Source organism: Deinococcus alpinitundrae (assembly GCF_009982895.1).
GTDB lineage: Bacteria > Deinococcota > Deinococci > Deinococcales > Deinococcaceae > Deinococcus > Deinococcus alpinitundrae.
The window spans coordinates 25,331-37,934 of sequence record NZ_WXZL01000006.1; the positions used below are offsets into that span (position 1 = coordinate 25,331).

A 12,604-nucleotide genomic window follows, 5' to 3' on the forward strand; every position below is an offset into this window, starting at 1 on the left:
CAGGGCGGTTCTGGAGAAGCTAAAGGCAGGCTTGGGAAACTGCCCCCGCCGCGCTGCTCAGCGTTGGGGTCCGGCCCGCCACCACAGCAGCACAATGCTCAGTCCGAAGGCCGCGCCCAGGGCGCTCACGCCTGCCCAGCCGAACTTCACGTAGGCCACGCTCGACAGGGCCGACCCCAGCACCCCGCCCGCGAAATAGCTGGTCAGGTACACCGTGGTCACGCGGCTGCGGGCGTCGGGATGCAGCTTGTAGATCTCGGACTGATTGGTGATGTGCAGGCCCTGCACGCCCAGGTCCATCAGCAGCGCACCCGCGATCAGCGGCCACAGCGCCGTGCCGCCCCACCAGATCAGCCCGAACGACAGCGTAATGAGCGCGGCCATGATGCCGGTGGTGCGCTGGCCCTTTCCGGCGTCGGCCTGGCGGCCCGCCCACGATGCGGCCAGCGCGCCGAGTGCGCCCACCAGCCCGAAGAGGCCCGCCACCGCTTCCTGATAGAAGTACGGCGGCCTGGCCAGCAGGAAGGCCAGACTGGTCCAGAACACGCTGAAGGCGGCGAAGGCCAGCAGGCCGTAGAGCGAGCGGCGGCGCAGCACCGGCTCTTCTCGCAGCAGCCGCGCCACCGAGGCCAGTAGCGCCCCGTAGGCCAGCTTGGGCGGCGCGGGCAGGCGCGGAAGCTGCCGCCAGAGCGCCAGCAGCAGCAGCACCAGTGCGCCCGCCGCCACCACGAACACCATGCGCCAGCCCAGCCACGCCGAGAGCAGCCCCGACACCGTGCGCGCCAGCAAGATGCCCAGCAGCAGCCCGCTCATGACCGTGCCGACCACCTGCCCCCGGCGCTCGGGTTCGGCCAGACTCGCCGCGAACGGCACCAGCACCTGCGCGGCCACCGAGGTCAGGCCCAGCAGCACCGAAGCCAGCGAAAACAACCAGAAGACCGGCGCGGCAGCCACCCCCAGCAGCGCCAACACGCTTAGGGCAGTGAGGCCCAGGGTCAGCTTGCGGCGGTCCACGGCGTCGCCCAGCGGCACGATCAGGGCCAGCCCCGCCGCGTAGCCGAGCTGTGTCCAGGTGACCAGCCGCGCCGCCGTGCCCACGCTGACCCCGAAGGCCGAGGCGATCTTGGGCAAGAGAGGTTGGGCGTAGTAGAGATTGGCCACGATCAACCCCACCGAGACGGCGAACAGGGCAATCGCGGCCCCCGTCAACCGGGTCACGGCGGGTGCGGCGGAAGAAGCAACGGGCACAGACATACTGCCGAGCTTAGCGCTACTTAGCCGTCAAAGTACCTTGTGGCGTAGATGGGTTAGCGCCGCAGCTTCTTGCGCTCGGCCACCGCCAGTTCGTCGACGCGCTCGTTCTCGGCGTGCCCGGTGTGTCCGCGCACCCACACGAAGGTCAAAGCATGAAGGCGCGCCTGGACGATCAACTCCTCCCATAAATCCTGGTTCTTGACCGCGTCGCCGCCCGCCGTTTTCCAGCCGTTACGCTGCCACTTGAGAATCCAGGCGTCGGTGAAGGCCTTGCGCAGGTACTGGCTGTCGGTCACCACCCGCACCTGGCAGGGCCGCTTGAGTGCCCTCAATCCTTCGAGCAGTCCGGTCAGTTCCATGCGGTTGTTGGTGGTGGCCTCGGCGTGGCCCGAGAGTTCGGTGGCGTGCTCGCCGTATTTGAGGATGGTGGCCCAGCCGCCGTGCCCGGCCTGGGTGTCGCAGGCGCCGTCGCTGTAGAGCGTCACGGCGTTGGCCGCCACCGGCACTTCGGGCTGGATACAGGCCTGAATCGGCAACTGGTCGCGAGCGGCGCTCTGGGCTTTTTGCGCGGCACTCCGGGGAGCGGCGGACTTGAAACTCGGTCGTGGGGAAGCGGACTTGCGGGTCATTGGGGGTCAAAGTGTAGCAGAGGTCGCTCAATATGCCGGACTGGATGTTGGACCGCCGGGTGTGTGCCGCCGCTGCCCGTCATACTGGGCAGCATGAAAGCCAGAGCGAAAGAACTGTTCACCCTGCTCAGGGACGCGGCCAAGGCCTTCAACGAGGACAACGCGCCGCGCCTGGCCGCCGCCATCGCCTACTACGCCATCTCGTCCATCGGCCCGATTCTGTTTTTGATCATTACCGTGGCGGGCATTCTCTTTCAGGGCCAGAACACCCAGGACGTGACCAACAAGATCATCGACGTGGTGCAAAACGTGCTGGGCAGCGGCAGCAGCCCCGAGTTTTCCAGCAACACCACCGAGTTCGTCGGCAAGTTGGTCGAGTCACTCAGTAAGCAGTTTGCCAACGCCGGAACCAACACCCTGGCGATCTTCACCGGTCTGGCGACCTTGTTTCTTACCTCCACCGGCCTCTTCCTTCAACTTCAGGGCGCGCTCAATGCCCTGTGGGACGTCAAACCCAAGCCGGGCCTGCTCTCCATGATCCGCACCCGCGTCATCGGTTTCCTGATGGTGATCGTGTTCGGGGCGCTGGTGGTGGCGTACGTGGCGGGCAATGCTTACCTCAGCAGCCTGACCAAGCAGCTCGGCGACACCGTGGGACAGGGAGCCAATTTTGTCCGGCTGGGCAGCGCGCTGCTGGCGATGCTGTTTTTCACGCCGGTCTTCGCCGCCACCTACAAATGGCTGCCTGCCGTGGATCTCAAGTGGCGGCAGGTGTGGGTGGGCGGGGCCAGCACCTCGGTGCTGTTCGTGCTGGCGCAGGCGGCCATCGGCGTCTACTTTGCCCGTGCCACCCCCGGCAGCGTCTACGGCGCGGCCAGCACCCTCTTTATCGTGCTGCTGTGGATTTATTTTTCGAGCATGGTGGTGTTTTTCGGCGCGGAAGTCACCTGGGTCTACAGCCAGCGGCCCGGCGAAAAGGAAGTGCTGGCCGGGACAGAAGGCCAGGGCAGCCGGGCCAAGGCCGGAGCGCTGGGCCTGCACCCGCCCCGCCCCACCCATCCGCCGCACCACCCGCCCCGCCCCGCTCCGCCGATGCGCCCGCCTGCGGTGCGCCGCTCACTGCTCAGCGCCGGGCTGGCGGTGCTCGCGCTGCCCTCGGTGCTGGTGCTGGGGCTGTTACGCGTCGTGGGATTGGTGCGCGGCCAGCAGCCGGTCAGGGTGCTCTCGACCCGCCAGAAGGCCCGAGCGCAGCAGGTTTGGAACCGCCACGACCTCAATCCGCCGGACGATACCCAGACCGCGCCGCGCCGCTGAGGCCCGGCCTGGGTGTTCGCCGGTATTCAGCAAGCCTTCATCTGCCGCGCCTTCACGGGTTCGGCAGTTTACTTTGGAGCATGACCCGGACTCCCTCGCTGTTTACCCGCTGGCTGCGTCTGCTAGGCCTGGCCGCGCCCGCACCCTCGCCCGTTTACCGGGGCGCGCTGCTGGGGCTGGTCGGCGGCGTCGCCGGGACGCTGGCGATGGGGCAGTACTGGACTAGGGTCGCGCCCAGGGTGCAGCCGCCCAGCCCACAGGAAGGCGGAGACGAGGCCCAGAGCGGGCCGCAGCCGGACCAACACGTCATCTCGCCGCTGGGCCAGCAGCATCAGAACGGCGAGAGTTCGACGGCGGCGTTGGGAAGGTTCGCCTACGAACTCATCGCCCACAAAACGCCCAGCCAGGACACCCGCGCCGTGCTCAGCGAGGCGGTGCACTGGGCCATGGGCGCGGGCAGCGGCGCACTTTACGGGGCGCTGAGTGCGCGCAGCGGCGAGGGACCGCTCAGCGGCGGCATCTTCGGCGCGGCGCTGTGGCTGAGCGTGGACGAGACGCTGGTGCCGCTGCTGGGCCTTCAGGACGGCCCGGCCAGCAGCGCGTGGCACGGCCACCTCAACCGGCTCGGCGCGCACGTCAGCTACGGCGCGGCGCTGGGCTTGAGCGTCTGGGCGCTCGGCAAGCTGCTGCCCGACTGAAGACTCCCAGACCGAGACCCTCTAGACTGCGCACATGATCTCGGACGCTGCGCTGTGATTCGCCTGCTGCTGGCGGTGCTGGGGGTGGCCCTGGCCGCGCTGCTGGGCTTGTGTGCGTTGTGGCTGCTCGGCGAATTCGTCAGCGGGATCGGCCAGGTTCTGGTGGCCGCCGCCGCCCTCATGATTGGTGTGCTGCGGTTCATGCTGGTGGCCGGGGTACTGGGCGGCCTGACTTATGTGCTCGCGAGTGCCTGGGCGCGTCCAGGCCGCTGAAACGCTAGGTGCTGGAGTGGGCTCGGCATTTAGATGAACTGGAGATGATAAAGCACCCAAATAGAAATGAAGTTTTCTTAAGGCGTTCTGTTGAGATTCCATCAATTGCACTATTTTTCTGAATGTAAGGTTGGTAAGGATTGTTAAACTCAAGGCCAGAGGTGACGTAAATGCAAAGAAAAATGATCGTCTTGCTTTCGTGTGGATTAATGGCGGCCTCGGTGGCGTCGGCGGGCGGAGCGGGGGCCAAGCCTACGACCAAACCCACCGCCATGCCTGCTGCTAAGTGCATGAGTATCGCCGACACGGTGATGAACAACGCGCAGTTCAGCACCTTACTGACCGCGCTGCAGGCCGCCGGGCTGGTCAATACCCTCAAGAGCGGGCAGTACACGGTCTTCGCGCCCACCAACGCGGCCTTCGACAAGCTGCCCAGCGATGTACTGTCCGGCGTGCTCAACGACCCGGAACTGCTCACGGCAGTGCTGCTCTACCACGTGGTCCCGGGTAAGGTGAATGCCAAACAGGTCATGAGCCTCAAGAGCGTCAAAACCGCTCAGGGCAGCACGCTGAGCGTACAGATGATGGGCAGCAAGGTCATGATCAACGGCGCGAACGTGATTCAGGCCGACGTGCCCGCCTGCAACGGGGTCATTCACGTGATCGACACCGTGCTGCTCCCGGCGATGACCGCTATGACGCCTAAGCCTGCGGCTGCGGCCCCGGCTCCTGCTGCGGCAGCGCCCGCCCCTGCGGCCAGCGACGACACGATGACGAGCGATACTGGCACCGATGCGTCGATGGATGACGCCGCGACGACGGACAGCACGACGGCCGACAGTGCTGCCGCCGACACCACAGACACTACTACTACCGACAGCACGCCCGCCGATACGACGATGGCGATGGCATCGACCAACCCGATTGTCATTCCTCCCACGCCGCTGACCATGCCCGCCGACCTGATGACCGACACCTCAGCGGACACCAGTGCAGACACGACAGCTACCGATACCACCGCCCCGGCAGACACGACGACTACCGCTGACACGACGGCTACCGATACCACTGCCCCGGCAGACACGACGACTACCGATACCACCGCCCCAGCAGACACGACGACTGCCCCCGCCGACGCTACCGCAGATACCTCAGCAGATACCACGATGGACGCCACCACTACCGACACCACGGTGGTCGACGTGAGCACCGACGCCACCACGGCGGATGCGGCGATGGTCGACAACACCATCTACGACCTGATCGTGGCCGACGATCGCTTCAGCACCCTGCGCTCGCTGCTGAGTGACGCCGACCTCACCGAGACGCTGATGGGCGGCCAATACACCGTGTTCGCGCCCACCGACGAGGCGTTCGCCAAGGTGGACCCCGATACCCTCGCCAAGATCGCTTCCGACCCGGCGCTGCTCAAGCAGGTGCTGCTCTACCACGTGGTCGCGGGCAAGATGACCGGTGAACAGGTCAGCGCCGCCACCCAGCTCGCCAGCGCTGAGGGATCGAGCCTGATGGTGACCAAAGACTCCGGCGGCGTTCTGAAGATCGACAACGCCACCTTGACTGCTGCCGACCTCAACGCCAGCAATGGTGTAGTGCATGTCATCGACAGCGTGCTGATTCCGACTGATCTGAAACTGCCCTGATCATTTAAAAGACACGGAGAAACAGCGAAACGGCCCCCACAATGGAGGGGCCGTTTCGCTTGTTCAAACGTCGCTCAGGGCAAGCGCTGGGCGAGCTGGTCGAACACAAAGTTGGCGGCCTCGGCGCGGTGAAGGTAGACGGTCCAGAGGCTGAAATTCTGCTGCAACACCAGGTCGGGTGCGCCCTGCGCCTGAAACACCCAGCGCGCGCCGATGTTGGCCCAGGGCACCAGCGCACTTGGAGCCTGCATCTGTGGCGTGACCCGGACGACGCCGGGCATGCTGGCATCTGTCGTGAAGTGCGCGCCGGGGTAGCGCCGGTGCAGCGCGCCCTGCGAGTCGCGCGACATGGCTCCCAGCACCGACTGCATGTCGCTGCCGCCAATCAGCGAGGCGTTGCCCTGCACCACCGGCGGCAAAATGATGTAGGTGGCCGTCTGCAAACGTTCGCGGCTCAGCGGTCCGCTGGCAGCGGTGCTGGTGGCCTCGACGGGCGGCGCGGAGGTGGGCTGTACGGGTGCCGGTTGAACAGGGGCCGGTGGCGCGGTGGGCGTCACCTGGGCAGGCGTGGTCTGGGCCGACACAGCACCGAGGGAAAGAGAGGCGAGGAGACTCAGGGCCATCAAGGCGGGGCGTAGGCGATCATGCATGGCTCCACTGTGGACCCCACAAGCTGATGAAAGATGACGTGGGGGTGAGCCGACGTCGCCAGCACTTGGCGAGCGGGTTCGCCTTTGGGCCAGCCGGGGCCGGGTAGCATACTGGCATGCAAGAGCTGCTCAAGATCATGCGCCGCCTGCGCGCTCCAGAGGGCTGCCCCTGGGACCAGGAACAGACCCACGCCAGTCTGCGCCCCTACCTGCTGGAAGAAGCTGCCGAGGCCGCCGACGCCATCACAGCGGGCGACCTCACCGAGTTGCGCGGCGAACTTGGCGACGTGCTGCTGCAAGTGGCCTTTCACAGCGTCATCGCCGAGGAAGCAGGCGAATTCGGCTACCACGATGTCGAGCAGGGCATCGTGGACAAGTTGGTCCGGCGGCATCCGCACGTGTTCGGTGGGGTGCAGGTGTCGGGCAGCGAGGAGGTGGTCAGCAACTGGCAGGTCATCAAAACCGCCGAGCAGGGCGGCAGACCCCGCCGTGCCGCTGACCAGGTGCCGCGTGCGCTGGGAGCGCTGGCCCGCGAGGCCCAGGCGCAGAAATTGGCGCAGCGCAGCAAGGACCCGGCCCAGACACACCTTCGGCAGGCACTTGACGAGGCCCCCGACACCGAGGCGGGCGTGGCCGCTGTGCTGGCCGCCGCCGTGGCCTGGGCGCGCGGTCTGGGTGTCGACCCGGAAGTCGCCCTGCGTGCCCACACCGACGCGCAGTTGCGGGCGCTGGACGCTGCGAATCTGGACGGCGCGAGTTCGTGAGTGACGACCTGCCCGCTGCGGCCCTGCCGACGCGAGATCCCTGGGCCGAGTGGCAGCTTGGCCGCACCCGCCGCCGCCTGCACCTGCCGCACTACCGTGCCGCCGCCGTGCTGGTGGGACTGACCGTTGAGGCCGACCCCAGACTGCTGCTGACCCTCAGGAGCAGCGATCTGCCCACCCACCAGGGTCAGATCAGTTTTCCCGGCGGCAGCCTGGAAACCGGCGAGAGTGTCGTGGAGGCGGCCCTGCGCGAGGCCTGGGAGGAGGTCGGGCTGGAGCCGGGCGCGGTGAGGGTGCTGGGCGAACTCGACGACGTGTTTACCCCGGCGGGCTTTCATGTGACCCCGGTGCTGGCCCGCCTGGAGGCCGCGCCGCGCCTGACCCTCAGTAGCGAGGTGGCGGCCATCCTGCTGCCGCCCTTGAGCGAACTGCGTGCCCTCGAGCAGCCTGCCGAGCGCCGCACCGGGCCGGACGGCCAGGCCTTCTTGCTCTACCGCTACCTCTGGCGGCAGCACGACATCTGGGGCATGACTGCCCGCGTGATTCACGACGTGCTCCAGAGCGGCGTGGGCTGACGGCGAACTGGTCAGAACGTGACCTCGGGCGCGGCCACAGCGCAGCCAGGGGCTTAACATGGGTTTCAGTGCCCACCATCTTCAAGCCGCTCTGCACCGCGCCGCGTTCAGGTCTGCGCCTTTGTGACCTGGCGTTCAGACCGCTTCACCTATACTTCCGGAGAGCCGATCCCACGACCAACCGTGCCCGAGCCCCACTCCACTCCATAACTGCCGTGTTTCGAGGGATGCCATGAACCGATACGATGACCGAGCCAGATTGGTTTTTCACTACGCCCGCGAGGAAGGCAATCGCCTGGGCCACGCGATGGTCGGCCCGGAGCATCTGCTGCTGGGCCTGATGCGTGAGGGCGGCACGGCAGCCCTGATTCTGGGTGAGTTCGATGCCACCCTGGAGGGCCTGCGCCGCCGGGTCGAGGAGATCATCGGGCGCGGCGAGGGCAACCGCCTCAACGACGCCCCGAGCATCACCCCGCGCGCCCGCCGGGTCATGGAACTTGCCAGCGCCGAGGCGAGGTCGCTGGGCGCACAGGTCACCTCCACCGAACACATCTTGCTGGGCATCATCCGCGAGGGCGACGGCGTGGCTTTCCGCATCTTGCAGGAACTCACCAAGGACGTCGACACCATCCGCTGGCGCATTCTGGCGCAGGGCGACAACGCGGGCGGCAAGGCGGCCAAGCCGGTGGCCACGCCCTTCCTCGACGAGTATGGCCGCGACCTCACCAAGCAGGCCCGGGAAGGCAAACTCGACCCGGTGATCGGCCGCGCCGAGGAAATCCGCCGCGTGACCCAGATCCTCTCGCGCCGCACCAAGAACAACCCGGTGCTGATCGGCGACCCCGGTGTGGGTAAGACCGCCATCGTGGAGGGACTGGCCCTCGCCATTCACGAGAAGCGCACCCCGCCCAACCTGCATGGGATCCGGCTGGTCAGTTTGGACCTTTCCGGCGTGGTCGCGGGTACCAAGTATCGAGGCGAGTTCGAGGAACGGCTGCGTCAGATCATCGAGGAACTCCGTAATGCCAAGGTAATGGCCTTTATCGACGAGCTGCACACCCTGGTCGGGGCGGGCGGCGCGGAAGGCACCCTCGACGCCGCCAACATCCTCAAGCCCGCCCTCAGCCGGGGTGAGATTCAGGTCATCGGCGCGACGACGACCGGCGAGTACCACCGCTACATCGAGAAAGACGCGGCCCTGGAGCGCAGATTCCAACCCGTCATCGTGCTGGAACCCAGCCCTGCCGAGACGGTGCAAATTCTGCGCGGGCTGCGTGCCCGTTACGAGGAGCACCACGGCGTCCAGATTCCTGACGCGGCCATCGATCTGGCGGTCCGCATCGGGGAGCGCAGCCTGCCGGGGCGCAACTTTCCCGACAAGGCCATCGACCTGATCGACGAGGCCGCCAGCCGGGTGCGCCTCAACATGAGCCTGGGCATTCAGGTCACCGAGAACGAGATGGGTGAGCCGATGGTGGCCCGCGAGGACATCGAGAGCGTCATCAACTCGATGGGCGGCATCTATTCCGAGGAAACGGCGGCCCAGCTCGCCGACCTCGACGAGCAGCTCGACGCGCAGGTTTACGGCCAGCCCGATGCCATCAAGGCGCTCAGCAATGCTTTGCGCCGCGCCCGCGTGGGCCTGGGTGGGCGCACCCGTGTGGCCGCTAGCTTTCTGTTCGTGGGGCCGAGCGGCGTGGGAAAGACTCACCTCGCCAAAGCGCTGGCCCGCACCCTGTTCGGCTCCGAGCGGGCGCTGATCCGGGTCGATATGTCGGAGTTTCAGGAAGCCCACAGCGTGAGTAAACTCATCGGCTCGCCGCCCGGCTACGTGGGCTACGAGCAGGGTGGCCGTCTGACCGAGGCGGTGCGCCGCCAGCCGTTCAGCGTCATCTTGCTCGACGAGATCGAAAAAGCCCACCCCGACATCTACAACACCTTCTTGCAAGTGCTCGACGATGGCCGCCTCACCGACGGTCTGGGCCGCACGGTGGATTTCCGGCGCACCATCCTGATCATGACCAGCAACACCGGCTTCAACGTCAGCCCCACCGCCGGATTCAGTCCGGTGACGCCCGACAACAACACGCCGCTGAGAAACCTGTTCACGCCGGAGTTTCTCGACCGGCTCGATGAGGTCATCCGCTTCCGGCCGCTGGGCGAGGACGAACTGGTGCGCGTCTCGCAGCAACTGCTCGAAGAGATGCAGGAAGAACTCGCCAGCCGCGAACTCAGCGTCACCTTCGAGCCGGGCGTGGCGGCCTGGTTGGTCAGCAAACTGCGGGCGCGCAGCCCCAAGCACGCGGTGGGCAGCTCAAGGCAGTTGCGCACGTTGGTCCGCGAGGAAATCGAGGACCCGCTGGCCCTGGAACTACTCTCGCACGGCGAGGAGGAGGTGCGGGTGGGTATCGGCACCGAACACCTGACCTTCGAGCGCGGCAAGCAGGCGCAGCCGCAGATGCTGGCCTGAGGCGGTACGGAGAGGGGAGCAGACCAAGCTGGCCTGCTCCCTTTTTCGTGGTGGTTGAACCCGTTAGTGCCCAGGCATGACTTGAATGCCCTTCAAACTTGATACCCTGAGCAGATATGAGCCTTATCCTCGGCATCGACATCGGCGGCAGCGGTATCAAGGGCGCTCCGGTAGACACCCAGACCGGCAAACTCACGGCGGAGCGCTGGCGCATTCCCACCCCCGAGGGAGCCAAGGCGCACGATGTGGCCGAGGTGGTTCACGAACTGGTCAAGCACTTCAACCACAGCGGGCCGGTGGGCGTGACGTTTCCCGGTGTGGTGCAGCACGGCGTCACGCTGAGCGCGGCCAATGTGGACAAGGGCTGGATCGGGCTGGACGCCGACGATCTGTTTACCAAGGCCACCGGGCAGCAGGTCACCTTGCTCAATGACGCCGACGCCGCCGGGCTGGCCGAGGCCCGCTTCGGCTCGGGCAAGGGCGAGGTCGGCATGGCGCTGCTGCTCACCTTCGGCACCGGCATCGGCAGCGCCCTGCTCTACGGCGGCGTCCTGGTTCCCAACACGGAACTCGGCCACTTGTGGCTGGAGGTCAACAAGGCGGCCACCGAGGCCGAGGCCTGGGCCTCCGACCGCATCCGGGAGCAGGAAGACCTGGGCTGGAAAAGCTGGGCCAAGCGCGCCAGCAAGTATCTGCAACACGTCGAGATGCTGTTTAGCCCCGATCTGTTCATCATCGGCGGCGGCATCAGCAAGAAGGCCGACAAGTGGCAGCCCCACGTCGACTGCAAGACCAAGCTGGTCACGGCGACCCTGCAAAACGACGCCGGCATCGTAGGCGCGGCGCTGTACGCCAGCGAACGCTAGGCGGGCCAGAACGTCAGCAAAAGAGTTTCAACGAAGAATGGGCCGTCCCGGTTGGGGCGGCCCATTCTTCGAGAAAGAGCTAGCTTAGCCTTTGAGGGCGGCGGCCAGCTGCCGGAGGCCGTCTTTGTCGGCATCAGGAGCGGCGGACGCCAGCTTCTCGGTCTCGCTGCCCAGGCCCGGCAGAATGCCAGCGGCTTCCTGAAGGTTGCCGCTTTCCAGGGCCGACTTGAGCTTGGCAAGGTGACCAACCAGCGTCTCCGCGCCGGGCACGCCGTTCAGGGCGCTGTGCCAGCTGCTGACGTTGCTGAGGGCCGCATCTGCCGGAATGTTGGCGACGCCGTCCTGGGCCGCTTGAAGGGTCTGACTCAATTGCTCGTTCATGGGTGTACCTCCTGTGAAGTGGTCTTGCTCACATAGCAGACTGCACCGGGCGGCTGACCTGTGTCGGTCTTGTTACAGGACAATTGTCAGCGCTGACACCAGTGCCTGCTCTTCTGTAAGGCGCACCGCGGAAAGCAGGGGCTAGTGTGAAAAAATGCCTAAGCAAATGTCTCCGTCAACGTCCTCGGCGGCCCAATTGAAGGCTGTTCTCAGTGAAGTCTATGCCCCGGCAGGGCAGGACGCGCAAGCTGGCGTTCTGGCTGCGCGGCGACTGGTCGTGGCCTTCGCGTTCCGCAATCCTGATCTGCACCTCGTCGTGGACGGGCGCAGCGGCGAGGCGGTGGTCAGGACAGGGGGAGATGATCTGCCTGCTGCCGATCTGACGTTTCATCTGGCGGGTGACGATATCGACCAGTTCTGGCGCGGCGACCTCAATCCGGTGGCGGCCCTCTCGGCGGGACAACTCAAAATTGAAGGCTCACTGCTGACGGCACTGGTGCTGGCCCCAGCCCTGCCCGGTTTGCAGGCCCGCTACCGCCAGATCACCGCCCGGCTCTCGGATGATGCGGAGCGCTGAGGCTCAGTCGCCGCGCCGGTAATCGCCGCTCTTGCCCCCGCTCTTGCTCAACAGCCGCACCCCATGAATCTCGATGGCCTTGCTGGCGGCTTTCAGCATGTCGTAGACGTTGAGGGCGGCCACCGTCACGGCCGTCAGGGCCTCCATCTCCACGCCAGTGGGGGCCTGGGTTTTGACGGTGGCGACGATATGCACGCCGCCCGCTTTCAGGGTCACGTCCACCTGCGCGCCGGTCACGGGGATGGGGTGACACAGCGTGATCAGGTCGGCGGTGCGCTTGCTGCCCGAGAGGCCAGCCAGCCGCGCCACCGTCAAGGGGTCGCCCTTCTTGTTGGTGCCGCTTTCCAGCGCCGCGCGGGCCTCCGGCGGCAACATGACCCAGGCCTCGGCGCTGGCCTCACGGTGGGTCGTGGCCTTGCCGGTCACATCGACCATGCGCGGTTGCCCCGCCACAAAATGGGTCAGCTCCGGAGGCGCGTCACTCATTGCGGT

At 66.4% G+C, this 12,604-nt stretch carries 14 protein-coding genes; 9 read left to right on the plus strand and 5 right to left on the minus strand.

What is annotated here, in order from left to right:
- Nucleotides 1-57 precede the first annotated feature (57 nt).
- Both GUI70_RS07035 and rnhA read right to left on the minus strand, forming a co-directional pair.
- A complete protein-coding gene (locus GUI70_RS07035; protein WP_161881602.1) occupies nt 58-1,254 on the minus strand; it encodes an MFS transporter in 1,197 nt (398 codons plus the stop codon).
- A gap of 53 nt (nt 1,255-1,307) precedes the next feature.
- Nucleotides 1,308-1,883 (minus strand): ribonuclease HI, encoded by a 576-nt coding sequence (gene rnhA / locus GUI70_RS07040; RefSeq protein WP_161881603.1) that lies wholly within the window; start codon nt 1,881-1,883, stop codon nt 1,308-1,310.
- Between the two features lie 93 nt (nt 1,884-1,976).
- Between rnhA and GUI70_RS07045 the strand changes: the two genes are divergently transcribed.
- The 4 genes from GUI70_RS07045 to GUI70_RS07060 all read left to right on the plus strand — a co-directional run bounded on the left by GUI70_RS07045 (nt 1,977) and on the right by GUI70_RS07060 (nt 5,829).
- Nucleotides 1,977-3,197 carry a YihY/virulence factor BrkB family protein gene (locus tag GUI70_RS07045; RefSeq protein WP_161881604.1) on the plus strand — a complete coding sequence of 407 codons (1,221 nt, stop codon included), beginning with the start codon at nt 1,977-1,979 and terminating at the stop codon, nt 3,195-3,197.
- 80 nt (nt 3,198-3,277) lie between these two features.
- Nucleotides 3,278-3,895: a hypothetical protein gene (locus GUI70_RS07050; RefSeq protein ID WP_237724762.1), complete on the plus strand. Its 618-nt coding sequence runs from the start codon at nt 3,278-3,280 to the stop codon at nt 3,893-3,895.
- Nucleotides 3,896-3,949: 54 nt separating this feature from the next.
- Nucleotides 3,950-4,168, plus strand: coding sequence for a hypothetical protein (locus GUI70_RS07055; RefSeq protein WP_161881605.1), 219 nt, complete (start codon nt 3,950-3,952; stop codon nt 4,166-4,168).
- A 170-nt stretch (nt 4,169-4,338) separates the two neighbouring features.
- Nucleotides 4,339-5,829 (plus strand): fasciclin domain-containing protein, encoded by a 1,491-nt coding sequence (locus GUI70_RS07060; RefSeq protein ID WP_161881606.1) that lies wholly within the window; start codon nt 4,339-4,341, stop codon nt 5,827-5,829.
- Nucleotides 5,830-5,903: 74 nt separating this feature from the next.
- Here the strand turns inward: GUI70_RS07060 and GUI70_RS07065 are convergent, their stop codons facing one another.
- The gene (locus GUI70_RS07065; protein WP_161881607.1) at nt 5,904-6,479 is read right to left on the minus strand and encodes a hypothetical protein; all 576 of its coding nucleotides are present in this window, start codon (nt 6,477-6,479) and stop codon (nt 5,904-5,906) included.
- Nucleotides 6,480-6,595: 116 nt separating this feature from the next.
- Here GUI70_RS07065 and GUI70_RS07070 point away from each other — a divergent pair, with 116 nt between their 5' ends.
- The 4 genes from GUI70_RS07070 to ppgK all read left to right on the plus strand — a co-directional run bounded on the left by GUI70_RS07070 (nt 6,596) and on the right by ppgK (nt 11,154).
- A complete protein-coding gene (locus GUI70_RS07070; RefSeq protein WP_161881608.1) occupies nt 6,596-7,243 on the plus strand; it encodes a MazG family protein in 648 nt (215 codons plus the stop codon).
- Complete coding sequence (locus GUI70_RS07075) at nt 7,240-7,818, plus strand: NUDIX hydrolase (RefSeq protein ID WP_237724763.1); 579 nt, start codon at nt 7,240-7,242, stop codon at nt 7,816-7,818. The genes GUI70_RS07070 and GUI70_RS07075 overlap by 4 nt, the downstream gene beginning before the upstream one ends.
- Nucleotides 7,819-8,050: 232 nt before the next feature.
- Nucleotides 8,051-10,288: an ATP-dependent Clp protease ATP-binding subunit gene (locus tag GUI70_RS07080; RefSeq protein ID WP_161881609.1), complete on the plus strand. Its 2,238-nt coding sequence runs from the start codon at nt 8,051-8,053 to the stop codon at nt 10,286-10,288.
- Between the two features lie 116 nt (nt 10,289-10,404).
- Entirely contained in the window at nt 10,405-11,154 is a 750-nt protein-coding gene (gene ppgK, locus GUI70_RS07085; RefSeq protein ID WP_161881610.1) for a polyphosphate--glucose phosphotransferase, read from the plus strand.
- A gap of 84 nt (nt 11,155-11,238) precedes the next feature.
- Here ppgK and GUI70_RS07090 read toward each other — a convergent pair whose 3' ends face one another.
- Nucleotides 11,239-11,535, minus strand: coding sequence for a hypothetical protein (locus tag GUI70_RS07090; protein ID WP_161881611.1), 297 nt, complete (start codon nt 11,533-11,535; stop codon nt 11,239-11,241).
- A 166-nt stretch (nt 11,536-11,701) separates the two neighbouring features.
- On the opposite strand from GUI70_RS07090, the gene GUI70_RS07095 reads away from it, so the two are divergent.
- Nucleotides 11,702-12,112, plus strand: a complete 411-nt coding sequence (locus GUI70_RS07095) for an SCP2 sterol-binding domain-containing protein (RefSeq protein ID WP_161881612.1) — start codon at nt 11,702-11,704, stop codon at nt 12,110-12,112.
- Between the two features lie 3 nt (nt 12,113-12,115).
- On the opposite strand, the gene moaC is transcribed toward GUI70_RS07095, so the two are convergent.
- A complete protein-coding gene (moaC, locus tag GUI70_RS07100; protein WP_161881613.1) occupies nt 12,116-12,598 on the minus strand; it encodes a cyclic pyranopterin monophosphate synthase MoaC in 483 nt (160 codons plus the stop codon).
- Nucleotides 12,599-12,604: the final 6 nt, after the last annotated feature.